Source organism: Streptomyces longwoodensis, from assembly GCF_001514125.1.
GTDB lineage: Bacteria > Actinomycetota > Actinomycetes > Streptomycetales > Streptomycetaceae > Streptomyces > Streptomyces longwoodensis.
The window spans coordinates 198405-222750 of record NZ_KQ948560.1 but is presented as its reverse complement, the minus strand read 5'-3'; the positions used below and the strand labels follow the sequence as shown (position 1 = coordinate 222750).

The following is a 24346-nucleotide window of genomic DNA, read 5'->3' as shown; positions in this document are numbered from 1 at the left end:
AGCCCCGCACCGACCCCCCTCTCGCCTCCGCCCACCTCGCTCACACCTCCGCCCCCGACCATCGCGCCGGCATCCCCGCCGCCCCCCGCGTTCCCGCCCGCCCAGCCCCCGGCCCCCGGTCCCGCCCGTCTGACCAAGGGCGAGGAGCAGTTGCCCGTGGACATGCGCAAGCGGCTCTCCCTGCGCAAGGAGCAGGTCGCCGTCAGCCTGCGCAAGCACGGCGCCGCGGACGTCACGGCACGGGTGATCCTCGTGCTGGACGCCTCCGGCTCGATGTCGTTCCTGTACTCCAAGGGCGTCGTCGCCGACGTGGTCGAGCGGATGGCGGCGGTCGCGGCCCAGCTCGACGACGACGGCGAGATGCAGGCGTGGACGTTCGCCACCCACCCCGCCCGGCTGCCCGACCTGCGCCTGGCCGAACTCCCGCAGTGGCTGCGGCTGCACGTCAGGGTGGGGGAGATCGGCCTGTTCCGGCGGAGCAAGAAGCGCGGTCTGGAGCCCGGCCAGGTGGACATGCGGGCGGTCGGCATCGGCAACGAGGAGCAGAAGGTGATCGCCGAGGTGCGGGCGTACGTGCGGGCGAACCCCGGCGCGGTGCCGACCCTGGTGCTGTTCTTCTCGGACGGGGGGATCTACCGCGACAGCGCGATCGAGAGCGAGCTGCGGGCCGCGGTGAGCGAGCCGATCTTCTGGCAGTTCGTGGGGCTGGGCCGCGCCCGGTACGGCGTCCTGGAGCGCTTCGACACGCTTCCCGGCCGCCAGGTCGACAACGTCGGCTTCTTCGCGGTCGACGACATCAGCACCGTGCCCGACCCGGAGCTCTACGACCGGCTGCTCTCCGAGTTCCCGACGTGGATCCGGGAGGCGGGCCGGCACGGCATCCTCTGACCGCGACTGACCGCGACCAGGCTTGCGCTCCCCGCGCGAAGAACCCGAAGGCCCGGGGGACCCGAGGGTCCGGGGGAGCCAAGCCGAGCGCCGGATCACTCCGGCCGGTGGTCCGGGCCTCCGAAGTCCGGGCTGGTGTAGTCGGGGCTCGTGAAGCGCGGGCGGTGGCCCCGGCCGGGCCCCTCGTCGGGACTGCTGAACCCGGGACGGTCGTACCCGATCTTGGGGAAGCGGTCGGCCGGGCCCTGCGGGGCCGTCGTACGGGGCACGGCCGCCGCGGTGTCCGGGTCGGCGAGCGCCTCCCGCAGGAACGGCAGGATGCCGCGTTCGAGGAGGGCGTCCCGCCAGGCCTCCCGGGCCCGTTCGACCTCCTCGGCGAGTGCGCCGTGGGAACCGGCGTCCAGCGAGGGACGGTTGCGCAGGGCGGTGAGCAGCAGGCCGACCGTGGCCACGAGGATGGCGACCGCGGTCACCGCGCCGAACACCCAGCCCGCCGTGAGCAGGGTGTCGGCGAAGGCCGGCCGGGGCTCGATCATCTTGAGCAGGTAACCGACGAGCAGGAAGATCACCGCGGCGGTGCCCGCCAGGACGGGCGTGAGGACGGCCGCGACGGCGACGGCGCCCGCACCGGCGGCCTCGGCCGCCTCCCCCACGGTGGTGGCGAGCCCCATCGCGCCCAGGCCCGGCTCCCCCGGGCCGGAGTCGTGGGCGGACGGAGCGGCGGCCGGTGCCGGCCGGCGCAGCTCGTCACGGACCTCCGTGTAGTGCCGGTACTCGGTGGCCGCGGCCGCCGTGATCAGCGCGGTGGCGTTGAGCGCCATGGTGCGCAGCTGTTCGGTGTTGAGCCGCTGTCCGACAGCGGTCAGTTCCGGGTGGGCCGGGGCGGAGCGCAGCGCCTCGTCGAGGATCCGCTCGTACTCCTGGCGGTCCTCGGTGTGCAGGTGCTGCGGAACGCTGTTCATGTGCATCCCCCGATGCTCCGTGAGGCTTGGGGCTCGCATGCCAACGAGCCGTCGGGCAGAAACGGAGGGGAGCCTGCTACGGATAAGCCGATGGTAGAGCGGCGACGGCTCCAGGTGACAGGGGGTTCGCGGAAATTGGCCCCTGGCCTGCACGGTCCGTGAGGTGGCCGGGGGCCGGCCCGGCGCTCGGTGAAGGGTCAGTGCTCCAGCGGGAGTTGCTGGACCAGCAGCTTTCCGGCCATGGTCACGCCGCCGTCCATCGCGATGGCCAGGCCGTCGGCGTACACGTGCGGGCCGACGACCACCGGGCCCGCCTCGTCCTCGCCCTCCTCGGAGCCGACCTCGCCCAGCAGGTACGGGATGGGGCTGTGGCCGTGAACGATCCGGGTGCCGCCGTACGTATCCAGCAGGGAGCGCACGGCGTCGGCGCCGCCTTCGTCGCGGAAGGAGAAGCGCTTGGTGAACTTGCGGAACAGGTCCCACACCTCGTCCGCGTCGTTGCGCGTGAGGGTGTCGTGGACGGTGTCGTTGACCTCCTCGATGGAGGAGCCGTAGTCGAGGTAGGCGGTGGTGTCGGAGTGGACGAGCAGGTGTCCGTCGATCTCGGTGAGCGCGTCGAGCCGGGCCATCCACTGCAGGTGGTGGTCCTGGAGGCGGTCCATGTCCGATTTCTGCCCGCCGTTGAGCAGCCAGGCGGCCTGGAAGGTGGCGGTGCCGGCGCCGGAGTGGACGGGGGTGTCGGCGAAGCGCTTGGCGCCGAGCAGCAGCAGTTCGTGGTTGCCCATGAGGGCCTTGCAGTAGCCGCCCGCCGCGGCCGCCTCGGCGGACAGCCGCATCACCAGGTCGATGACGCCGATGCCGTCCGGGCCGCGGTCGGTGAAGTCGCCGAGGAACCACAGCCGCGAGGTGCCGGCGCTCCAGTGGCCGGCCGCGTCGACGAGGCCCTTGTCCTGGAGGGCGGCGACGAGTTCGTCGAGGTAGCCGTGGACGTCGCCGACGACGTACAGCGGCCCGGGGCCCGTCGCGGGCACCGGGGCCGGAGCGGCGGTCGTGGGGTCCACGGTCACCTGCAGCGTGTCACCCCGGTTGATGACGGGCAGGTCGCGCTGGGTCGGGGTGTACCCCTCGGGGGAGTCCCCCGGTTCCTCGACCGGCGGCACGGCGTTGCCGGGGTGCGTGCTGTGGGCGTACGGACCGGTCTCGTGGACGTACGCCGGCACCCGGAAGTCGCGCAGCGTCGCCGTCCGCTCCACCTCGGGTCCCTGACCGGCCCCCTGAGTCATCAGACCCCTCCACCATCGCGCCGCATCTGCACCGCTTCGGACTGCCTGGTCGCAGCGGCCCGCGGTGTCGTGGGCCCATCATAGGAATGCGGATCGTGCCGTGTGATGACCCAGGGGTGGTGAATCGGAGCGGGGCTCCAGTTCGCCGTGGCATTCGCCCCGATTGGGCCGGGCTTGGTCCCCCGCCGCACACCCGCCCCACGGTTCCCACGCACCGGTGAGCGGGGGGAGCCGGGGTGACCGTCCCTCCCCCCGACGGCCACCGCTTCCCCCGATCGCCCCCGCGCACCCCCCTCGGGCCCCTGGTTGTCCCCCCGGGTTCCGGGCCGTTCCCTACGGCCCATGGTTGTTCCCCCGAGGGTTCCGGACGGCCCCCCCTCGGGCCGCAGCCACCCCCTAGGCTTCCCCCGGCCGTCCCGCCCCCCCGCTCGGGCCCCGGCTATCCCCCTCGGACCGTTCACCCCCTCGGGCGGCTCCCCCCTCGGACCGTTACCCCCGCTCAGGCCCCCGCGGCGGGCTCACCGTCGTCCTCGGCGGACGGCGCTGCGACGACGTGCGCACGATCAGCTCCGTCGGTATCACCTGCTCGACCGGGTGGTCGGACTGCACGCCCTCGATGGCGTCGATGAGGAGCTGGACGACCGCCGTGCCGATGCGCCGCGGCTTCAGCGACAGGGTGGTGACGGGCGGCTCGGTGTTCGCGTACACCGTGGACTCGGAGCAGCACACCAGCAGCAGGTCCTCCGGCACGCGCAGCCCGTAGCGGCGGGCGGCGGCGAGCAGGTCCGTGCCGTTGGGGTCGAACAGGCCGTACACGGCGTCGGGCCGGTCGGGGCGGGCGAGCAGCCGGTCGGCGGCGACGGCGCCGGCGCACGGGTCGTGCGCGGGGTACGCCTCGTAGACCGGGTCCTGTCCGACCCGCTCGCACCAGCGCAGGTAGGCCGTGGTCGACAGGTGGGTGTAGGTGTCCGTCGTGGTGCCGGTGAGCAGGCCGATCCGGCGGGCGCCCGCGTCGGCGAGGTGCTCGAGGATGTCGAGGACGGCGGCCTCGTGGTCGTTGTCGACCCATGCGGTGACCGGCAGGGGACCGGCGGGGCGGCCGTCGGAGACGACGGGTAAGCCCTGGCGGACGAGTTCGCCGACCACGGGGTCCTGGTCGGAGGGGTCGATGACGACCGTGCCGTCCAGGGCCACGTTCGACCACACGTCGTGGCGGGAGGTGGCGGGCAGGATGACGAGCGCGTAGCCGCGGGCGAGCGCGGCCGAGGTGGCGGCCCGCGCCATCTCGGCGAAGTACGCGAACTCGGTGAAGGTGAAAGGTTCATCCCCGTACGTGGTCACGGTCAGGCCGATGAGGCCCGACTTGCCGGTACGGAGCGTGCGGGCCGCGGCCGAGGGGCGGTAGCCCAGCCGGTCGGCGACCTCGCGCACATGGCGCCGGGTGGCATCGGGGAGTCTGCCCTTGCCGTTCAGGGCGTCGGAGACGGTCGTGATGGAGACTCCGGCGGCGGCGGCGACGTCCCTGATCCCCGCCCGACCCGGCCGGCTGCCTCGGCGTGAGGTTTCCGCGCGGCTCACCTGGTGCTTCCCTGCTGCTGTCATGGCGAGCCGATAGTAGGGCTCATCCGGTGGGGTAGGGCGGACGCATATGCACGCGTTGACAGGCACGTTTCTGCAAGGTCACGGGCCGTCAGATGCCTTGGAAACAAAGCCTGTTGGTGGTCTTCGTGCCAGGACGTGACGTGTCGGCGCGCATGAGCCTGCCAAGGCGGTCATGTTTCGAAGAGGTCTCAACTCACCTGCACGAGCGACGCGCGCCACGGCGCGAGCCACCGGCGCATAGATATATGTACGGTGCGCCCCTGGTCGTTTCCTGGTTCGTCCCGCTTCATCCGGTGATGCCTGATGTGCGCTCGACGTCGTCGCGACCGGGCCGGCACAGCGGCAGGCGCAGCGACAGGCGCAGCGGCGGGCGCTGCCTCTGTGACGCAGCACCGTCGTCCGACCGGTACGCAGCCGGAGCGAATCCTCATAAGGTGAGCAGTATTGAAGCCGGTGGTGGTCACGAGGAGGACTGCGGTGAGCGAGACGAACCCGAAGCTGCGTGCCGAGCTGGAGGGGATCCCCACCTACAAGCCGGGCAAGCCCGCCGCGGCCGGGGGGCCCGCGGCCTACAAGCTGTCCTCCAACGAGAACCCCTACCCGCCGCTGCCCGGTGTGCTGGAGAGCGTGACCGCGGCCGCGGAATCGTTCAACCGCTACCCGGACATGGCCTGCACCGGCCTGATGAACGAGCTGTCCGACCGCTTCGGCGTCCCGCTCTCCCACCTGGCCACCGGCACCGGTTCGGTGGGCGTCGCCCAGCAGCTGATCCAGGCCACCGCGGGCCCGGGCGACGAGGTCGTCTACGCCTGGCGTTCCTTCGAGGCGTACCCGATCATCACCCAGATCAGCGGCGCCACCTCCGTGCGCGTGCCGCTCACCCCGGGTGACGTGCACGACCTGGACGCGATGGCCGCCGCGATCACCGACCGGACCCGGCTGGTCTTCGTCTGCAACCCGAACAACCCGACCGGCACGGTCGTCCGGCGGGAGGAGCTGGAGCGCTTCCTGGACCGGGTGCCCGCCGACTGCCTGGTGGTGCTCGACGAGGCGTACCGCGAGTTCATCCGCGACCCCGAGGTGCCGGACGGCGTGGAGCTGTACCGGGAGCGGCCGAACGTCTGCGTGCTGCGCACGTTCTCCAAGGCGTACGGCCTGGCCGGGCTGCGGGTGGGCTTCGCCATCGCCCACGAGCCGGTGGCGGCGGCGCTGCGCAAGACGGCGGTGCCGTTCGGCGTGAGCCAGCTCGCCCAGGAGGCGGCCATCGCCTCGCTGCGCGCCGAGGACGAACTGCTCGGCCGGGTCGGCTCCCTGGTCTGCGAGCGCACCCGGGTGTCCGACGCGCTGCGCGCCCAGGGCTGGACGGTGCCGGAGTCCCAGGCCAACTTCGTGTGGCTGCGGCTGGGGGAGCGCACGGTCGACTTTGCGGCGGCGTGCGAGCAGGCCGGCGTGGTGGTCCGGCCGTTCGCGGGCGAGGGCGTGCGGGTGACGATCGGCGAGGCCGAGGCCAACGACATCTTCCTGAAGGTGACGGAGGCGTTCCACAAGGAGCTCTGACCGGGCCGTCGCACAAGGAGCTCTGACCGGCCCGTCGCGCGCCCGGTCGACCGCGCCCCGGAGGCAGCAACCGCCGCCTCCGGGGCGCTTCGTCGTGCGTGGCGGGCGCCGCGGCGGGTGGTGTTCAGCCGATGTGACGAAATGCACCCCGACGTCCCCCTGTGCCCTCCAGGGCGCGGCGCGGCCCCCGGTTTCCTCCCATCACCACCCTCATACCCCCTACTACCTGCTGTTTTGCCAGGGCCCGGATGGCCCGTCCCCGCGGGGACCAGTGGTCCGGACGGGGGACCCCCCGCCTCTTCGGCCTCGAACGGGTATGCGCCATAATTGCTTGTGAATGTGAACGCTTTCACAAGCTGCGCTGCAACCACGGCGATGTAAGGAGACTGCGACGTGGACATGGCCTTGGCGCCGGAAACCCTGGCGCGTTGGCAGTTCGGCATCACCACCGTCTACCACTTCCTCTTCGTCCCCCTGACGATCTCGCTCGCGGCCCTCACCGCCGGCCTCCAGACCGCCTGGGTGCGCACCAGCAAGGAGAAGTACCTCAGGGCGACCAAGTTCTGGGGCAAGCTCTTCCTGATCAACATCGCGATGGGGGTCGTCACCGGCATCGTGCAGGAGTTCCAGTTCGGCATGAACTGGTCCGACTACTCGCGCTTCGTGGGGGACATCTTCGGGGCCCCGCTCGCCTTCGAGGCCCTGATCGCCTTCTTCTTCGAGTCCACCTTCATCGGCCTGTGGATCTTCGGCTGGGACAAGCTGCCGAAGAAGATCCACCTGGCCTGCATCTGGATGGTCTCGATCGGCACGATCCTGTCGGCGTACTTCATCCTGGCGGCCAACTCCTGGATGCAGCACCCGGTCGGCTACCGGATCAACAAGGCCAAGGGCCGGGCCGAGCTCACCGACTTCTGGCAGGTGCTGACCCAGAACACCGCGCTCGCCCAGGCCTTCCACACCCTGTCCGCGGCCTTCCTGACCGGCGGCGCCTTCATGGTCGGCATCGCGGCCTTCCACCTGGTCCGCAAGCGGCACGTGCCCGTGATGAAGACCTCGCTGCGGCTGGGTCTGGTCACCGTGGTCGTCGGCGGTCTGCTCACCGCGGTCAGCGGCGACACCCTCGGCAAGATCATGTACCAGCAGCAGCCGATGAAGATGGCCGCGGCCGAGGCGCTGTGGGACGGCGAGAAGCCGGCGCCCTTCTCCGTGTTCGCCGTCGGCGACGTCGACAAGGGCCACAACAGGGTCGCCATCGAGGTCCCCGGCCTGCTTTCCTTCCTCGCCAAGGACGACTTCACCTCGTACGTCCCCGGCATCAACGACGTCAACAAGACCGAGCAGGCGACGTACGGCCCCGGCGACTACCGGCCCAACATCCCGGTCGCCTACTGGGGATTCCGCTGGATGATCGGCTTCGGCATGACGTCCTTCGCCCTCGGCATGGCCGGACTGTGGCTGACCCGCAAGAAGTTCCTGCTGCCGCAGCACCTGCGGGTGGGTGAGGACGAGGTGCCCCGCCTGGCGCTGCTGCCGAACAAGGCGCTCGGCCCGAAGCTGACCACGTGGTACTGGCGCCTGGCGATCCTCACCCTGGGCTTCCCGCTGATCGCCAACTCCTGGGGCTGGATCTTCACCGAGATGGGCCGTCAGCCGTGGGTCGTCTACGGCCTGTTCCAGACGCGTGACGCGGTCTCCCCCGGTGTCTCCCAGACCGAGGTCCTCATCTCGATGCTCACCTTCACCGCCCTGTACGCGATCCTCGCCGTCGTCGAGGTGAAGCTGATGGCGAAGTACGTGAAGGCCGGGCCGCCCGAGCTGACGGAGGCCGACCTCAACCCGCCCACGAAGATCGGCGGCGACTCCCGGGACGCCGACAAGCCGATGGCCTTCTCGTACTAGGCCGAGGGAGCTGCACAGTCATGGAACTGCACGACGTCTGGTTCGTCCTCATCGCCGTCCTGTGGATCGGCTACTTCTTCCTGGAGGGCTTCGACTTCGGGGTCGGCGTCCTCACCAAGCTGCTGGCCCGCGACCGGACCGAGAAGCGGGTGCTGATCAACACGATCGGCCCCGTCTGGGACGGCAACGAGGTCTGGCTGCTCACCGCGGGCGGGGCGACGTTCGCCGCCTTCCCCGAGTGGTACGCCACCCTCTTCTCGGGCTTCTACCTGCCGCTGCTCGTCATCCTGGTCTGCCTGATCGTCCGGGGCGTCGCCTTCGAGTACCGGGCCAAGCGGCCCGAGGAGAACTGGCAGCGCACCTGGGAGACGGCGATCTTCTGGTGCTCGCTGATCCCCGCCTTCCTGTGGGGCGTCGCCTTCGGCAACATCGCCCGCGGGGTGAAGATCGACGCCCGGCTGGAGTACGTGGGCGGCCTCGGTGACCTGCTCAACCCGTACGCCCTGCTGGGCGGCCTGGTCACGCTGTCGCTGTTCACCTTCCACGGCGCGGTGTTCGTCGGCCTGAAGACCGTCGGGGACATCCGGGAGCGCGCACGCACCACCGCCCTGCGCGTCGGTGCGGTGACCGCGGTGCTGGCGCTCGTCTTCCTGGGCTGGACCCAGGCCGACAAGGGGGACGGCACCTCGCTCGTCGCCCTGGTGGTGGCCGTGGCCGCACTGCTCGGGGCCCTGGTCACCGCGCGCGCCGGCCGCGAGGGCTGGGCGTTCGCCCTGTCGGGCCTCACCATCGTCGCCGCGGTGTCGATGCTCTTCCTGACGCTGTTCCCGAACGTCATGCCCTCGACGCTGAACGAGCAGTGGAGCCTGACGGTCACCAACGCCTCCTCCAGCCCGTACACGCTCAAGATCATGACCTGGCTCGCGGCGATCGCCACGCCCCTCGTCCTGCTCTACCAGGGCTGGACCTACTGGGTCTTCCGCAAGCGGATCGGCACCCAGCACATCGCCGACGCCGCGCACTGAGGTGTGTTTCACGTGAAACCGATCGATCCACGACTCCTCCGGTACGCCCGGGCCACCCGGTTCTTCCTGGCGGCCGTCGTCGGACTGGGTGCCCTCGGCGCCGGTCTCGTCATCGCCCAGGCGATGCTCGTCGCCGAGGTGGTCGTCGGGGCGTTCCAGCACGGTGAGTCCGCCTCCGCCCTGCGCACACCCCTGGTGCTGCTGGTGGCGGTGGCGGGCGGCCGCGCCCTGGTCTCCTGGCTCACCGAACTCGCCGCCCACCGGGCCGGCGCCGCCGTGAAGTCGGAGCTGCGGGGACGGCTGCTGGAACGGGCGGGTGCGCTCGGCCCGGGCTGGCTGAGCGGGCAGCGCACCGGCTCGCTGGTCGCCCTCGCCACGCGTGGGATCGACGCCCTGGACGACTACTTCTCCCGCTACCTCCCGCAGCTGGGGCTCGCGGTGGTCGTGCCGGTGGCGGTGCTGGCGCGGATCGTGACCGAGGACTGGGTGTCCGCGGCGATCATCGTCGGCACGCTGCCGCTGATCCCGGTCTTCATGATGCTGATCGGCTGGGCCACCCAGTCCCGCATGGACCGGCAGTGGCGCCTGCTGTCCCGGCTGTCCGGCCACTTCCTGGACGTCGTCGCCGGTCTGCCCACGCTGAAGGTGTTCGGCCGGGCCAAGGCGCAGGCCGAGTCGATCAAACGCATCACCGGCGAGTACCGGCAGGCGACCCTGCGGACCCTGCGGATCGCCTTCCTGTCCTCCTTCGCCCTGGAACTGCTCGCCACGCTCTCGGTCGCGCTGGTCGCCGTCACCATCGGCATGCGCCTGGTGCACGGCGAGATGGACCTGTACACCGGCCTGGTGATCCTCGTGCTGGCGCCCGAGGCGTACCTGCCGCTGCGCCAGGTCGGCGCGCAGTACCACGCGGCGGCCGAGGGCCTGGCCGCCGCGGAGGAGGTCTTCGCGGTCCTGGAGACCCCCCTGCCGCCGTCCGGCACGGCCGCCGTGCCCACGGGGGCCCTAGGCCGTGTCCGCAAAGTCCCGCCTGCCCTGCGACGCCCGGCACGCACTCTCGCCGCACCGGGCGAACACCCGAGTACGGCCAGTACGCGGGTGTCCGCCCGGCACGCCGAGAGCACGCACCGGACGCCGCAGGGCCCGCCCTCCGGGCGGACGACGGGACTTTGCGGACACGGCCTAGCCTTCGAGCACGTGGACGTCCGTCACCCCGGCCGCTCCACGGACGCGGTGACGGACGTGAGCCTCACCGTCGAGCCGGGGGAGACCGTCGCGCTCGTCGGCCCGAGCGGCGCGGGCAAGTCCACGCTGCTCGACGTCCTGCTGGGCTTCGTCCGGCCCACCGGCGGCCGGGTGCGTGTCGGCGGGACCGACCTGGCCGACCTCGACCTGGCGCAGTGGCACGCGCGGGTCGCCTGGGTGCCCCAGCGGCCGCACCTGTACGCCGGGACCATCGCCGAGAACGTACGGCTCGCCCGTCCCGACGCCGACGACACCGCCGTACGCCGGGCCCTCGCGGACGCGGGGGCGCTGGAGTTCGTGGACGCGCTGCCCGACGGGCCGGCCACCGTGCTCGGTGAGGACGGGGCCGGGCTGTCGGCCGGGCAGCGGCAACGCCTCGCGCTGGCGCGGGCGTTCCTCGCGGACCGCCCCGTCCTGCTGCTCGACGAGCCGACCGCCGCGCTGGACGGCGAGACCGAGGCGGAGGTCGTGACCGCCGTGCGCCGCCTGGCGGCCGGGCGGACCGTCCTGCTGGTGGTGCACCGGCCGGCGCTGCTGGGGGTCGCCGACCGCGTGGTGCGGCTGACGGGGGGCGAGGGGGCGGGGAGCGAGGGGGCGGGAGCCCCCACCGACCCTGCGGGTACGGGCCGTTCGGCCGAGCACCGTGCGGCCGGTACGACCGCCGCGGCCGAGTCCGCCGACGAGGCGGCGCCCGCCACCGTAGGGTCGGCGTCGGCAGCGATCCCGGGCACCGAGCGAGGGCGGTCCGCCGGCCGGGGTGTCCTCGCCCGCGTCCGCTCCCTGTCCGGGGCGCGGCGGGGCCGGCTGGTCCTCGCCCTGCTGCTCGGGAGCCTCGCGCTCGGCAGCGCGGTCGGCCTCATGGCCACCTCGGGGTGGCTGATCTCGCGGGCCTCGCAGCAGCCGCCGGTGCTCTACCTGATGGTGGCGGTGACCGCGACGCGCGCCTTCGGCATCGGACGCGCGGTGTTCCGGTACGCCGAGCGGCTGGTGTCCCACGACGCCGTGCTGCGGATGCTGGCCGACACCCGGGTCGCCGTCTACCGGCGGCTGGAGCGGCTGGCGCCCGCCGGACTGCGCACCACCCGCCGGGGCGACCTGCTGTCCCGGCTGGTGGCCGACGTGGACGCCCTCCAGGACTACTGGCTGCGCTGGCTGCTTCCGGCCGGCGCCGCGACCGTCGTGGGCGCCGGGTCGGTGGCCTTCACCGCCTGGCTGCTGCCCGAGGCGGGCGCCGTGCTCGCCGCCGGGCTCCTCGCGGCCGGCGTCGGCGTCCCGCTGGTCACCGGCGCGGTGGCCCGGCGCGCCGACCGCCGGCTCGCTCCGGCGCGGGGCGTGCTGGCCACCCGCGTGGCCGACCTGCTGACCGGCACCGCCGAACTGACGGTCGCCGGCGCCCTGCCCGCCCGCACCGCCGAGGCCCGGAAGGCCGACGGGGTGCTCACCCGCATCGCCACGCGCGCCGCCACCGCGACCGCGCTCGGCGACGGGCTGACCGCGCTGGTCTCGGGGCTGACCCTCGCGTCGACCGCCCTGGTCGGCGTGCAGGCGGTCGCCGCGGGACGGCTCGGCGGGGTCGCCCTGGCCGTCGTGGTGCTCACCCCGCTCGCCGCCTTCGAGGCGGTGCTGGGGCTGCCGCTCGCCGTGCAGTACCGGCAGCGGGTGCGCCGCAGCGCCGAGCGGGTGTACGAGGTGCTGGACTCCCCCGAGCCCGTGCGGGAGCCGGAGCAGCCGCGCCGGGCGCCCGCGTCGCCGTTCCCGCTGGTGGTCGAGGGGCTCACCGCCCGGTACGCCGGGCAGGACCGGGACGCGCTGGCCGGGGTCGACCTCCGGCTCACCGAGGGCCGGCGGATCGCCGTGGTCGGCGCGTCCGGCTCCGGCAAGACGACCCTGGCCCAGGTGCTGCTGCGGTTCCTGGACCCGGACGCGGGTGCCTACACGCTGGGCGGCGTCGACGCCTTCGCCCTGGACGGCGACGCGGTGCGGCGGATGGTCGGGCTGTGCGCGCAGGACGCACACCTCTTCGACAGCTCGGTGCGCGAGAACCTGCTGCTGGCCCGGAAGGACGCGAGCGAGGCCGACCTGCGGGACGCGCTCGGCCGGGCCCGGCTGCTGCAGTGGGTGGACTCCCTGCCCGACGGGCTGGACACGCTCGTGGGGGAGCACGGGGCCCGGCTGTCGGGCGGCCAGCGGCAGCGGCTCGCGCTGGCCCGCGCGCTGCTCGCCGACTTCCCCGTACTGGTGCTCGACGAGCCCGCCGAGCACCTGGACCTGCCGACGGCCGACGCGCTCACCGCGGACCTGCTGGCCGCGACCGAGGGCCGCACGACCCTGCTGATCACCCACCGGCTGACCGGCCTGGAGGCCGTGGACGAGGTGATCGTGCTGGACGGCGGCCGGGTCGTGCAGCGCGGCACGTACGCGGACCTGACCGCCGCGGAAGGCCCGCTGCGCGGGATGGCCGCCCGAGAGGAGGCGGCCGAACTACTGGCGGGCGCCCGCTGACGCCCGAGCCGTGGGCCCTACGCCCGCTCGGCCAGCAGCTGCTCGATGACGAGGGCCACGCCGTCCTCGTTGTTGGCGGCCGTCCGCCCGGACGCGGCGGCGAGCACGTCGGGGTGGGCGTTGCCCATGGCGTACGAGCGACCCGCCCAGGTCAGCATCTCCAGGTCGTTGGGCATGTCCCCGAACGCGACGACCTCCTCGTGCGAGATGCCGCGCTCCGCGCAGCACAGGGCCAGGGTGCTGGCCTTGGAGACCTCCGGCCCGCTGAGCTCCAGCAGTGCGCTCGGGCTGGAGCGGGTCACGTTGGCGCGGTCGCCGACGGACAGCCGGGCCACGGTGAGGAAGGCGTCCGGGTCGAGGGTGGGGTGGTAGGCGAGGATCTTCAGGATCGGCTCGCGCGAGGCCACGCCGTCCGGCGCCAGCAGCTCCTCCGCGGGCGCCAGGTCGTCGGGGGTCTCCATGTGCAGCTTGGGGTAGTCGGGCTCCTGGTGGAAGCCGTACGTCTGCTCCACCGCGTACACCGTGCCCGGCGCCGCGTCGCGCAGCAGCCCCACGGCGTCCAGCGCGTTCTGCCTCGGCAACTCCCGCACCTTCACGAACCGGTGCGCGCCGGGGCCGCCGTGCAGGTCGACCACGGCGGCGCCGTTGCCGCAGATCGCCAGGCCGTGCCCGTGGACGTGTTCGCTGACGACGTCCATCCAGCGGGCCGGGCGGCCGGTGACGAAGAAGACGTCGATGCCCGCCTGCTCGGCGGCCGCGAGGGCGGCGACCGTGCGCGGCGAGACGGTCTTGTCGTCGCGCAGCAGGGTTCCGTCCAGATCGGTGGCGATCAGCCGCGGCGGAACGGTGGAGGCCGGGGTCTCGGGCTGTCGAGTCGCTGAGGTCACCGGCTCATTCTCGCGCATATGCCCGCACGCCCGTGCGGGAGACCGCACGGATGAGACCCGGACGACACCGGCTACCGCGGCCGCGCTCCAGGGCCCCCGGTTCAGCGCAGCTGCGCCGGGGCCTCGGTCGCGATCTGCTCGAAGACCTTCTCGTCGGCCGCGAAGTCGGAGTCCGGGATCGGCCAGTGGATCACGATCTCCGTGAAGCCCAGCTCCCGGTGGCGTCCTGCGAAGTCCACGAAGGCGTCCAGGGACGTCAGGGGCCGGTCCCGGTCCGGGGTGAAGCCGGTCAGCAGGACCTTGTCCAGCTCCGCCACGTCCCGGCCGGCCTCCGCGCAGGCGGCGGCCAGCTTCTCGGTCTGCCCGCGCAGCGCCTCCACGGACTGCTCCGGGGTGCCGTTCTCGAACAGCTTCGGGTCACCCGTGGTCACCCAGGCCTGTCCGTACCGCGCGGCCAGCCGCAGTCCCCGCGGACCGGTCGCGGCCACCGCGAAGGGCAGGCGGGGGCGCTGCACACAGCCGGGGATGGTGCGTGCCTCGACCGCCGAGTAGTAGGTCCCCTCGTGGGTGACCGCGTCCTCGGCCAGCAGCCGGTCGAGCAGCGGCACGAACTCGGCGAACCGGTCCGCACGCTCCCGCGGGCTCCACGGCTCCTGGCCGAGGGCCGTGGCGTCGAAACCGGTGCCGCCCGCGCCGATGCCGAGGGTGATCCGGCCGCCGGAGATGTCGTCCAGGGAGATCAGCTCCTTGGCGAGGGTCACCGGGTGCCGGAAGTTCGGGGAGGTCACGAGCGTGCCCAGCCGGATCCGGTCGGTCACCGACGCGGCGGCGGTCAGCGTGGGGACCGCCCCGAACCACGGCCCGTCGCGGAAGGTGCGCCAGGACAGGTGGTCGTAGGTGTACGCCGTGTGGAAGCCGAGCTGCTCGGCGCGCGTCCAGGAGGAACGGCCGCCGTCGTTCCAGCGGCGGTAGGGCAGGATCACGGTGCTCAGACGCAGACTCATGGGCCCACGGTAAGCGCCGACCGGTGTTCCACGTGAAACAGTCACCGCACCCGGCCCGACAGCCAGGGGCTGAGGGACACGAAGGGGATGTACTCCTTGTGCGTACGGTCGCCGGGCAGCGGCACGATCAGGAAGGCGCCCGGCGGGAACCGGCGGGCCTTGACCCAGGCGTGTCCGTCGTAGACCGCGCGCAGGAAGGCGGGGACGTCGTCGCGGGCGACGTCGGGGCACTCGACGCCGTCGACGCTGATCAGCGCGTCGTCGTCCGGGTAGAGGCGCACGCTCACGTGCGGCCGGCCGCCGAGCTCGACATGGGCCTCGTGCGGCAGGGAGCCGTCCGGGTCGGTGGTGACGCCGACGCCGGCGGCGCTGCGGCGGGACGTCTGGTCGGCGCCGATGTCATGGATGACCTCGATGGCGCGGCCGTACTCGTCCGCCAGGGTGCGCAGGGCGTTGACGGCGGCTTCGGTGCTCGGCAAGTGGTCCACGCGACGGATCATGCCGGGTTCAGTGCGCGTGGGGGAAGCGCAGGTACTCCGGCGGCACCGCCCGGGTCAGCCACACCCCGTTGGCGCTGACGTGGAAGACGTGGCCGTCGCGGTGCATGGCCGCGGCGTCCACGGCGAGCACCACGGGTCGTCCCCGCCGCGCACCGACGCGGGTGGCGGTCTCCCGGTCGGCCGAGAGGTGCACGTCGTGCCGGTCCATGGGGCGCAGTCCCTCGGCCCGGATCGCCTCCAGGGAGCGGGCCACCGTGCCGTGGTAGAGGTACGGCGGCGGGGTCGCCGGGGGCAGCCCCAGGTCGACGTCGACGCTGTGGCCCTGGCTGGCGCGGATGCGGGTGCCGTCGACCGCGAAGCGCTGCTTGTCGTTGGCGGCGACGACGTGGTCCAGTTCCTCCCGGGTGAAGGGGAAACCGTGCGCGGCGGCCGCCGCGATCAAGGTGTCGATCTCGACCCACCCGCCCTCGTCGAGGACCAGACCGATCCGCCCGGGCTGGTGGCGCAGGTGCTTCGAGAGGTACTTCGACACCTTCACGGTGCGTCTGTCGTCCATCCCTCCAGCATGGCGGGAGAGACACGCGTCACGCATTTTCTTTATCGCAGGATGTTTGATCCACAACCAACGGTGGTTATCCACAGGTAGGTTGGCCGATCTGTGGACAACTGAGCGCCCCATGCGAGTGGTTGATCAACTCGGCTGATAACCGCCGGTTTTGCCCAACTACCGCACCGAACAACCACTCTGCTCAACTCCGCAGCAGCACGCCTCGCTTGTCCAAACCCCTCAGATCCGCGGCTTGATGCGCGCCGCCACCCCCAACAGGCCCGGAGCGACCCGGGACAGGAGCCGCGCGCCCTTCGCCTCCGGCGTCACCGGGACGACCGCCTCGTTGCGCACCACGGCGCGCAGGACCGCGTCGGCGACCTTCCTCGCCGGGTAGTTGCGCCGGGCGTAGGCGCGGGTGGAGCTTCGGCGCAGGCGGTCCTGCTCCTCCGGTGCGACGCCCACGAAGCTCGCCGTCGAGGTGATGCCGGTGCTGACGATCCCCGGGCAGATCGCGGTCACGCCGATCCCCTGCCCCGCCAACTCCGCGCGCAGGCAATCGCTCAGCATCAGCACCGCCGCCTTGGAGGTGCTGTAGGCCGGCAGCGAGCGCGAGGGCAGGTAGGCGGCGGCCGACGCCGTGTTCACGATGTGGCCGCCCTGTCCGCGCTCCGCCATCCGCGCGCCGAACAGGCGGCAACCGTGGATGACACCCCACAGGTTGACGTCCAGCACCCGGCGCCAGTCCTCCGGCGTGGTGGCGAAGAAGGAGCCCGACAGCCCGATGCCGGCGTTGTTCACCAGCACGTCCAGCACGCCGAGTTCGGAGTGGACCTTCTCCGCGAGCTTCTCCATCGCCTCGGCGTCGGAGACGTCGACCGTCTCGGCCCACGCCTCGGGTGCGCCGATCCGGCGGCTCATCTCGGCCGTGCGCGCGGCGCTTTCGCCGTCCCGGTCGACCGCGATCACCCGGGCGCCGGCCTCGGCGAAGGCGTACGCCGTGGCTTGCCCGATGCCGCTGCCCGCTCCGGTCACCAGGACGAGTTGACCCCCGAAGCGCTCGGCGTACGGGCCCTTGCCCCGCGCGGGCCGGGGCGTGCCGCCCTCGACCGAGGTGACGAAGTCGGCGATCCACGTCGCCAGTTGGTCGGGGCGCGTACGCGGGACCCAGTGCCGGTCGGGCAGGGTGCGCCGGGTCAGCTGCGGCACCCACTCCTCCAACGCGTCGTAGAGCCGCGGCGACAGGAAGGCGTCACCCAGCGGGGTGATGAGCTGCACCGGCACGTGGGCGTACGCGTCGGGGCGGGGACGGCGCAGCCGGGAGCGCACGTTGTCGCGGTACAGCCAGGCGCCGTGGGCGGCGTCGGACGGCAGCGACGCGGTCGGGTAGCCGTCGCCGGGGACCTTCTCCAGGCGCCGCAGGATCGCCGGCCAGCGCCGGCCGAGCGGTCCGCGCCAGGCGAGTTCGGGCACGACCGGCGTGTGCAGCAGGTACACGTACCAGGACTTGGCCCCCTGGCCCAGGAGCTGGCCGATCCGCCGGGGCGTCGGGCGCTTCACGCGCGCGTCGATCCAGTGGCCGAAGTGGTCCAGGGACGGCCCCGACATCGAGGTGAAGGACGCGATGCGGCCCTCGGTGCGCGGCACCGTCACGAACTCCCAGGACTGCACCGACCCCCAGTCGTGGCCGACCAGGTGCACGGGACGGCCGGGACTGACCGCGTCCACGACGGCCAGGAAGTCGTCCGTCAGCTTCTCCAGCGTGAAGCCCCCGCGCAGGGGCTTGGGCGCGGTGGAGCCGCCGTGGCCCCTGACGTCGTACAGCACGACGTGGAAGCGGTCGGCGAGGCGTGCGGCGACCTGCGACCACACCTCCTTGCTGTCCGGGTAGCCGTGCACCAGGACCACGGTCGGCCGGTCCGCGTCGCCCAGTTCCGCCACGCACAGCTCGATCCCGCCGGTCCGCACCCGGCGCTCGCGCGCGCCCTCCAGCATGTCGCTTCCCCTCTGCCCGGCGTGCCCGTTCCGCTCGGCGTGCCCGCGTACCCGTGACGTGACCTCGCGAATCTCGCACTTGTTAGAGAAAGCGTCAATAGGGCGTCGGGCCGGGGTCCGCGAGCAGCGCGAGAAGGGCCGCGGACCGGTTCCCGTACCTCTCAGGCAGGGGGTCCCCTACGGGCCCCGTACACCTGAGGTCTGATCCGAAGACGGCTCTCCGGTCTGACGACCCACGTGGCCCACGTCACTACCGTGGACCACGTGACTGTGATCGCGACCGAAAGCCTGAGCAAGCGGTTCCCCAGGGTGACCGCGCTCGACCGGCTGTCCGTGGACATCGGAGCCGGAGTGACCGGACTCGTCGGAGCCAACGGCGCCGGCAAGTCCACCCTGATCAAGATCCTGCTGGGTCTGTCGCCGGCCTCCGAGGGCCGCGCCGAGGTCCTCGGCCTCGACGTCGCCACCCGGGGCGCCGCCATCCGCGAGCGCGTGGGCTACATGCCGGAGCACGACTGCCTGCCGCCCGACGTCTCGGCCACCGAGTTCGTCGTCCACATGGCACGCATGTCCGGGCTCCCGCCGGCCGCCGCGCGCGAGCGCACCGCGGACACCCTGCGCCACGTCGGTCTGTACGAGGAGCGCTACCGCCCCATCGGCGGCTACTCGACCGGCATGAAGCAGCGCGTGAAGCTCGCCCAGGCGCTGGTGCACGACCCCCAGCTGGTCTTCCTCGACGAGCCGACCAACGGCCTCGACCCGGTCGGCCGCGACGACATGCTGGCCCTGATCCGCCGCATCCACACGGACTTCGGCATCTCGGTCCTGGTCACCTCGCACCTCCTGGGCGAACTGGAGCGCACCTGCGACCACGTCGTCGTGGTCGACGGCGGCAAGCTGCTGCGCTCCAGCTCCACCACCGACTTCACCCAGACCACCACCACCCTCGCGGTCGAGGTCACCGACACCGACGAGCACCCCGACGGCACGCGGGCGCTGCGCGAGGCGCTGCACGCGCGCGGGACGACCGTCGAGGACGGCGGCGGCCTGCCGGGCGCCGGGCACATCCTGCTGCTCACGGCGCAGGGCGAGGACACCTACGACCTGGTGCGCGACGTGGTGGCCGACCTCGGCCTGGGACTGGTGCGCATGGAGCAGCGCCGGCACCACATCTCCGAGGTCTTCCGCAGCAGCGACGAGGAAAGGAAGGAGGCCGCCGGACATGTCAGCTGAGCACCCCGTGGCAGCCGTCCCGGGTGACCAGACCCGCATCCACAACATCGGCTACCGCACCTACGACGGCCCCCGCCTGGGCCGCTCCTACGCGACCCGCTCGCTGTACTCGCAGTCGCTGCGCGGCGCCTACGGCCTCGGCCGCTCGGTCAAGTCCAAGGTGCTGCCGATGCTGCTGTTCGTGGTGATGTGCGTGCCCGCGGCCATCATGGTCGCCGTCGCGGTCGCCACGAAGCTCAAGGAACTGCCCGTCGACTACACCCGCTACGCGATCATCATGCAGGCCGTCATCAGCCTGTACGTCGCCTCCCAGGCGCCCCAGTCCGTCTCGCGCGACCTGCGCTTCAAGACCGTGCCGCTGTACTTCTCCCGGCCGATCGAGACCGCCGACTACGTGCGCGCCAAGTACGCGGCGCTGGCCTCGGCGCTGTTCGTCCTCACCGCGGCCCCGCTGCTCGTGCTCTACGTGGGCGCGCTGCTGGCCAAGCTGGACTTCACCGACCAGACCAAGGGATTCGGGCAGGGACTCGTGTCCGTCGCACTGCTCTCACTGCTGTTCGCCGGCATCGGCCTGGTGATCGCCTCGGTCACCCCGCGGCGCGGCTTCGGCATCGCCGCCGTCATCGCCGTGCTGACGATCTCCTACGGAGCCGTCTCCACCCTCCAGGCCATCGCCGACGCGCAGAACAGCACCGGTGCCATCCCCTGGATCGGCCTCTTCTCGCCCGTCACGCTCATCGACGGCGTGCAGTCCGCCTTCCTCGGCGCGACCTCGGCGTTCCCCGGCGCGGTCGGCCCCTCCCACGGCGAGGGCGCGGTGTACGTCCTGGTCGTCCTGGGCCTGATCGCCGCCTGCTACGGCCTCCTGCTGCGCCGCTACCGGAAGGTGGGACTGTGACCACGCTCTCCATCGACCACGTCTCCCGCTGGTTCGGCAACGTGGTCGCCGTCAACGACATCACCATGACCATCGGCCCGGGCGTCACCGGCCTGCTCGGCCCCAACGGCGCCGGCAAGTCCACCCTGATCAACATGATGGGCGGCTTCCTCGCCCCCTCCACCGGCACCGTCACCCTCGACGGACAGCCGGTCTGGCGCAACGAGGCGATCTACCGGCACATCGGCATCGTCCCCGAGCGCGAGGCGATGTACGACTTCCTCACCGGCCGCGAGTTCGTCGTCGCCAACGCCGAGCTGCACGGCCTGGGTGCCAAGGCCGCCCAGCGGGCGCTGGCCACGGTCGAGATGGAGTACGCGCAGGACCGCAAGATCTCGACGTACTCCAAGGGCATGCGCCAGCGCGTGAAGATGGCCAGCGCCCTGGTCCACGACCCCTCGCTGCTCCTGCTGGACGAGCCGTTCAACGGCATGGACCCGCGCCAGCGCATGCAGCTGATGGACCTGCTGCGGCGCATGGGCGACGAGGGACGCACCGTGCTGTTCTCCTCGCACATCCTCGAGGAGGTCGAGCAGCTCGCCTGGCACATCGAGGTGGTCGTCGCCGGACGGCACGCGGCCAGCGGCGACTTCCGCAAGATCCGCCGCCTGATGACCGACCGCCCCCACCGCTACCTGGTGCGCTCCAGCGACGACCGCGCGCTCGCGGCCGCGCTGATCGCGGACCCCTCGACGTCCGGCATCGAGGTCGACGTCACCGAGGGGGCGCTGCGCATCCAGGCCGTCGACTTCGGCCGTTTCACCGCGCTGCTGCCGAGGGTCGCCCGCGACCACGGCATCCGGCTGCTGACCGTCTCGCCGTCCGACGAGTCGCTCGAGTCCGTGTTCTCTTACCTGGTCGCGGCGTAGGAGGCCGAAGATGTACGACCCCACTGTCGCCCGGCTCACCTACCGGGCCCTGCTCGGCCGCCGGCGCGCCCTCATCCTCGGCGCCCTGCCCCTGCTGCTCATCGCGATCTCCGTGGTCGTACGGGCCCTCGCGGGCGCCGACGACCAGACCGCGTCCGACCTGCTGGGCGGGATCGCCCTCGCCACGATGGTCCCGATCATCGGGGTCATCGCCGGCACGGGCGCGATCGGCCCCGAGATCGACGACGGCTCCGTCGTCTACCTGCTCTCCAAGCCGCTGAAGCGGCCCACGATCATCTTCACCAAGCTGATCGTGGCGATCGCGGTGACCATGGTGTTCTCGGCACTGCCGACCCTGGTCGCCGGGTACATCCTCAACGGCAACGGCCAGCAGATCGCCGTGGCCTACACGGTCGCGGCCCTGGTCTCCTCCATCGCCTACGCCGCGCTGTTCCTGCTGCTGGGCACGGTGTCCCGGCACGCGGTGGTCTTCGGCCTGGTCTACGCCCTGGTGTGGGAGGCGCTGTTCGGCTCGCTGGTGCCGGGTGCGCGCACGCTCAGCGTCCAGCAGTGGTCGCTGGCCGTCGCCCACAAGGTGGCCGGCGGTGATCTGGTGACCTCCGACGTCGGCCTCACTACGGCAACGGTGCTGCTGATCGCGGTGACCGTCCTGGCGACCTGGTACGCCGGACAGAAGCTGCGCACGCTGACCCTGGCCGGAGAGGAGTGACGACCGTCTTATTCGGTGGCGTCCGACTCGCCCCGGAGAGACCCTGTTCGCACAGGGGCGGCCGCTTCGAGCACGCGACCACTCGCGTGGGCCGCCCCTGTCCTACGGAAGAGAAACGCCGGGCGCGTCGACGAGAGCGTGACCGCACCCACCCAGGGGCGCGGGGAACTGCGCGACCAGCCACAACGCACCCGCACCCGACACTTTGGGCGCGCCCTCGTAGCTCGCCTCACCCCCGGAGGGACCGTCAGCCCAGCAACCGCTCCAGCACCACCGCGATCCCGTCCTCCTCGTTGGAGGACGTCACCTCGTCGGCCACGGCCTTGAGCTCCTCGTGCGCGTTGGCCATCGCCACCCCCCGTGCCGCCCAGGCGAACATCGGGATGTCGTTGGGCATGTCGCCGAAGGCGAGCGTTCCCGCGGCCTTGATGCCGAGGCGGCGCGCGGCGAGGGACAGCCCCGTCGCCTTGGACAGCCCCAGCGGCAGCAGTTCCACGATGCCCGCGCCGGCCATCGCGACCGTCACGAACCCACCCGCGGCCCGGCGGGCAGCCTCGGCCAGCTCGTCGTCGGACAGCTCGGGGTGCTGTACGTAGATCTTGTTCAGCGGGGCGGACCACAGGTCGGACACATCCGTGAGCGGCGTCGCCGGCAGCGCGCCGGTCAGGGCGTAGCCCGGTCCGACCAGCACCTCGCCGTCCAGCCCGTCCCGGCTCGCCGCGAGGTGCAGCGGACCGACCTCGGCCTCGATCTTGGCGAGGGCGACCCCGGCCAGCTGCCGGTCCAGCGTCACGGACGTCAGCAGCCGGTGCGCCCCGGCGTCGTAGACCTGCGCGCCCTGGCCGCAGACGGCGAGACCGTCGTAGCCCAGGTCGTCGAGGATGTGCCGGGTCCAGGGGACGGCGCGGCCGGTGACGACGATGTGGGCGGCGCCCGCCGCGGTGGCCGCGGCGAGCGCGTCACGCGTGCGCTGCGAGATCGACTCGTCGGACCGCAGCAGCGTGCCGTCGAGGTCGGTGGCGACGAGCCCGTAGGGGAAACTCACCGAACCACCGGCTCCAGGACCTCCCGGCCACCGAGGTACGGGCGCAGCACCTCGGGCACCCGCACGGAGCCGTCGGCCTGCTGGTGGTTCTCCAGGATCGCCACGATGGTGCGGGGCACGGCGCACAGCGTGCCGTTCAGCGTCGCCAGCGGGCGGACGGACTTGCCCTCGCGGAGGCGGATCGACAGCCGGCGGGACTGGAACTCGGTGCAGTCCGAGGTGGACGTCAGCTCGCGGTACTTGCCCTGGGTCGGGATCCACGCCTCGCAGTCGTACTTGCGGGCGGCGGAGGAGCCGAGGTCACCGGAGGCCACGTCGATGACGCGGAACGGCAGCTCCAGCGAGGTCAGCCACTGCTTCTCCCAGTCCAGCAGGCGCTGGTGCTCGGCCTGGGAGTCCTCGGGGGCGACGTACGAGAACATCTCGACCTTGTCGAACTGGTGCACGCGGAAGATGCCCCGGGTGTCCTTGCCGTGCGAGCCGGCCTCGCGGCGGAAGCAGGGGGAGAAGCCCGCGTAGCGCAGCGGCAGGCGCTCGGCGTCGATGATCTCGTCCATGTGGTACGCGGCGAGGGGGACCTCGGAGGTGCCGACCAGGTAGAGGTCGTCCTTGTCGAGGTGGTAGACGTCCTGCGCGGCCTGGCCGAGGAAGCCGGTGCCGGCCATGGACTGCGGGCGCACCAGCGCGGGCGTGAGCATCGGGGTGAAGCCGGCCGCGGTGGCCTGGGCGATCGCCGCGTTGACCAGGGCGAGCTCCAGGAGCGCGCCGACGCCGGTCAGGAAGTAGAAGCGGGAGCCGGAGACCTTGGCGCCGCGCTCGACGTCGATGGCGCCGAGCAGCTGGCCGAGCTCCAGGTGGTCCCGGGGCTCGAAGCCCTCGGCGGAGAAGTCGCGGATCTCGCCGTGCGTCTCCAGGGTGACGAAGTCCTCCTCGCCGCCGACGGGCACGTCGGGGTGGACGAGGTTGCCGAGCCGGAGCAGCAACTGCTGGGTCTCGGCGTCGGCGGCGTCGCGCTCCGCCTCGGCGGACTTGACGTCGGCCTTGAGCTGCTCGGCCCGCTTGAGCAGGTCGGCCTTCTCCTCGGGCGACGCCTTGGAGATCAGCTTGCCGAACGACTTCTGCTCGTTGCGCAGCTCGTCGAAGCGGACGCCGGACGACCTGCGCCGCTCGTCGGCAGACAGGAGGGAGTCGACGAGCGCGACGTCCTCTCCACGGGCGCGCTGGGAGGCGCGCGCACGGTCGGGGTCCTCACGGAGCAGGCGAAGGTCAATCACGCGCTCCAGGCTACCGGTGTGCGGTTGCGGCTCACGACCCACCGTTCCGACAAGATCCGAAAGGCGGCTCACGTTCCGTTGTGAGCGAATTGCCGCACGTGTCAAGGAAAAGGGTTCACCTCCCCGGGACGGGCTAGCCCCGGGGCTCGGTGTTGACTGGATTTCCTTGTGGAGAGGGGGACTTGGCCGGGCCCTTGTCCACAGGAATCCACCCGCTGGACAGAGTTATCCACAGGGTGTGAGGAAGATCTGTGGACATTCGAATTGATCTTTGTCGGTCCGGTTTCCCGGTGGGTGCATTCAACGCCCGAACCGGCCCTACCCCCACTTTCGGGTGGAAAAGGGTTGCCCCAACGGAT

General features: G+C 72.1%; 19 protein-coding genes. 9 read left to right on the top strand and 10 right to left on the bottom strand.

Annotated features, from left to right (window positions below):
• The coding region (locus tag AQJ30_RS28375; protein ID WP_169808503.1) for a vWA domain-containing protein at positions 1–888 on the top strand (888 nt) is incomplete at its 5' end.
• Positions 889–983: 95 nt separating this feature from the next.
• Here AQJ30_RS28375 and AQJ30_RS28370 read toward each other — a convergent pair.
• The 3 genes from AQJ30_RS28370 to AQJ30_RS28360 all read right to left on the bottom strand — a co-directional run bounded on the left by AQJ30_RS28370 (position 984) and on the right by AQJ30_RS28360 (position 4735).
• The gene (locus AQJ30_RS28370; RefSeq protein ID WP_067239606.1) at positions 984–1856 is read right to left on the bottom strand and encodes a hypothetical protein; all 873 of its coding nucleotides are present in this window, start codon (positions 1854–1856) and stop codon (positions 984–986) included.
• 191 nt (positions 1857–2047) lie between these two features.
• On the bottom strand, positions 2048–3133 hold the full coding sequence (locus tag AQJ30_RS28365; RefSeq protein ID WP_067239605.1) for a metallophosphoesterase: 1086 nt from the start codon (positions 3131–3133) through the stop codon (positions 2048–2050).
• Positions 3134–3622: 489 nt separating this feature from the next.
• Positions 3623–4735 carry a LacI family DNA-binding transcriptional regulator gene (locus tag AQJ30_RS28360; RefSeq protein ID WP_067239603.1) on the bottom strand — a complete coding sequence of 371 codons (1113 nt, stop codon included), beginning with the start codon at positions 4733–4735 and terminating at the stop codon, positions 3623–3625.
• Between the two features lie 477 nt (positions 4736–5212).
• Here AQJ30_RS28360 and hisC point away from each other — a divergent pair, with 477 nt between their 5' ends.
• The 4 genes from hisC (at position 5213) to cydD (ending at position 12966) form a co-directional block, all read left to right on the top strand.
• A complete protein-coding gene (gene hisC, locus AQJ30_RS28355; RefSeq protein WP_067239602.1) occupies positions 5213–6292 on the top strand; it encodes a histidinol-phosphate transaminase in 1080 nt (359 codons plus the stop codon).
• A gap of 393 nt (positions 6293–6685) precedes the next feature.
• Positions 6686–8194 (top strand): cytochrome ubiquinol oxidase subunit I, encoded by a 1509-nt coding sequence (locus AQJ30_RS28350; RefSeq protein WP_067239600.1) that lies wholly within the window; start codon positions 6686–6688, stop codon positions 8192–8194.
• A gap of 20 nt (positions 8195–8214) precedes the next feature.
• Positions 8215–9219: a cytochrome d ubiquinol oxidase subunit II gene (cydB, locus tag AQJ30_RS28345; protein ID WP_067239599.1), complete on the top strand. Its 1005-nt coding sequence runs from the start codon at positions 8215–8217 to the stop codon at positions 9217–9219.
• Between the two features lie 12 nt (positions 9220–9231).
• Positions 9232–12966, top strand: a complete 3735-nt coding sequence (cydD, locus tag AQJ30_RS28340) for a thiol reductant ABC exporter subunit CydD (protein ID WP_079084351.1) — start codon at positions 9232–9234, stop codon at positions 12964–12966.
• A gap of 17 nt (positions 12967–12983) precedes the next feature.
• Here the strand turns inward: cydD and AQJ30_RS28335 are convergent, their stop codons facing one another.
• The 5 genes from AQJ30_RS28335 to AQJ30_RS28315 all read right to left on the bottom strand — a co-directional run bounded on the left by AQJ30_RS28335 (position 12984) and on the right by AQJ30_RS28315 (position 17899).
• Positions 12984–13871, bottom strand: coding sequence for an HAD hydrolase family protein (locus AQJ30_RS28335; protein WP_211279124.1), 888 nt, complete (start codon positions 13869–13871; stop codon positions 12984–12986).
• A gap of 83 nt (positions 13872–13954) precedes the next feature.
• Positions 13955–14857: an LLM class flavin-dependent oxidoreductase gene (locus tag AQJ30_RS28330; RefSeq protein WP_067239596.1), complete on the bottom strand. Its 903-nt coding sequence runs from the start codon at positions 14855–14857 to the stop codon at positions 13955–13957.
• Positions 14858–14898: 41 nt separating this feature from the next.
• Entirely contained in the window at positions 14899–15345 is a 447-nt protein-coding gene (locus AQJ30_RS28325; RefSeq protein WP_245727167.1) for a hypothetical protein, read from the bottom strand.
• A gap of 19 nt (positions 15346–15364) precedes the next feature.
• Complete coding sequence (locus AQJ30_RS28320) at positions 15365–15913, bottom strand: RNA 2'-phosphotransferase (protein ID WP_067239592.1); 549 nt, start codon at positions 15911–15913, stop codon at positions 15365–15367.
• A 231-nt stretch (positions 15914–16144) separates the two neighbouring features.
• The gene (locus AQJ30_RS28315) at positions 16145–17899 is read right to left on the bottom strand and encodes an SDR family oxidoreductase (RefSeq protein ID WP_067239591.1); all 1755 of its coding nucleotides are present in this window, start codon (positions 17897–17899) and stop codon (positions 16145–16147) included.
• A gap of 270 nt (positions 17900–18169) precedes the next feature.
• Here AQJ30_RS28315 and AQJ30_RS28310 point away from each other — a divergent pair, with 270 nt between their 5' ends.
• The 4 genes from AQJ30_RS28310 to AQJ30_RS28295 are packed head-to-tail and all read left to right on the top strand — an operon-like array spanning position 18170 to position 21668.
• Positions 18170–19132, top strand: a complete 963-nt coding sequence (locus tag AQJ30_RS28310; protein ID WP_067239589.1) for an ABC transporter ATP-binding protein — start codon at positions 18170–18172, stop codon at positions 19130–19132.
• The gene (locus AQJ30_RS28305) at positions 19122–20030 is read left to right on the top strand and encodes an ABC transporter permease subunit (protein WP_067239587.1); all 909 of its coding nucleotides are present in this window, start codon (positions 19122–19124) and stop codon (positions 20028–20030) included. Before AQJ30_RS28310 ends, AQJ30_RS28305 begins: the two co-directional genes overlap by 11 nt.
• The gene (locus AQJ30_RS28300; RefSeq protein ID WP_067239586.1) at positions 20027–20938 is read left to right on the top strand and encodes an ABC transporter ATP-binding protein; all 912 of its coding nucleotides are present in this window, start codon (positions 20027–20029) and stop codon (positions 20936–20938) included. The genes AQJ30_RS28305 and AQJ30_RS28300 overlap by 4 nt, the downstream gene beginning before the upstream one ends.
• Positions 20939–20948: 10 nt before the next feature.
• Complete coding sequence (locus AQJ30_RS28295; protein ID WP_067239584.1) at positions 20949–21668, top strand: ABC transporter permease subunit; 720 nt, start codon at positions 20949–20951, stop codon at positions 21666–21668.
• 247 nt (positions 21669–21915) lie between these two features.
• On the opposite strand, the gene AQJ30_RS28290 is transcribed toward AQJ30_RS28295, so the two are convergent.
• Both AQJ30_RS28290 and serS read right to left on the bottom strand, forming a co-directional pair.
• On the bottom strand, positions 21916–22713 hold the full coding sequence (locus tag AQJ30_RS28290) for an HAD family hydrolase (protein ID WP_067239582.1): 798 nt from the start codon (positions 22711–22713) through the stop codon (positions 21916–21918).
• Positions 22710–23987 carry a serine--tRNA ligase gene (gene serS, locus AQJ30_RS28285; protein ID WP_067239580.1) on the bottom strand — a complete coding sequence of 426 codons (1278 nt, stop codon included), beginning with the start codon at positions 23985–23987 and terminating at the stop codon, positions 22710–22712. Before serS ends, AQJ30_RS28290 begins: the two co-directional genes overlap by 4 nt.
• Positions 23988–24346: the final 359 nt, after the last annotated feature.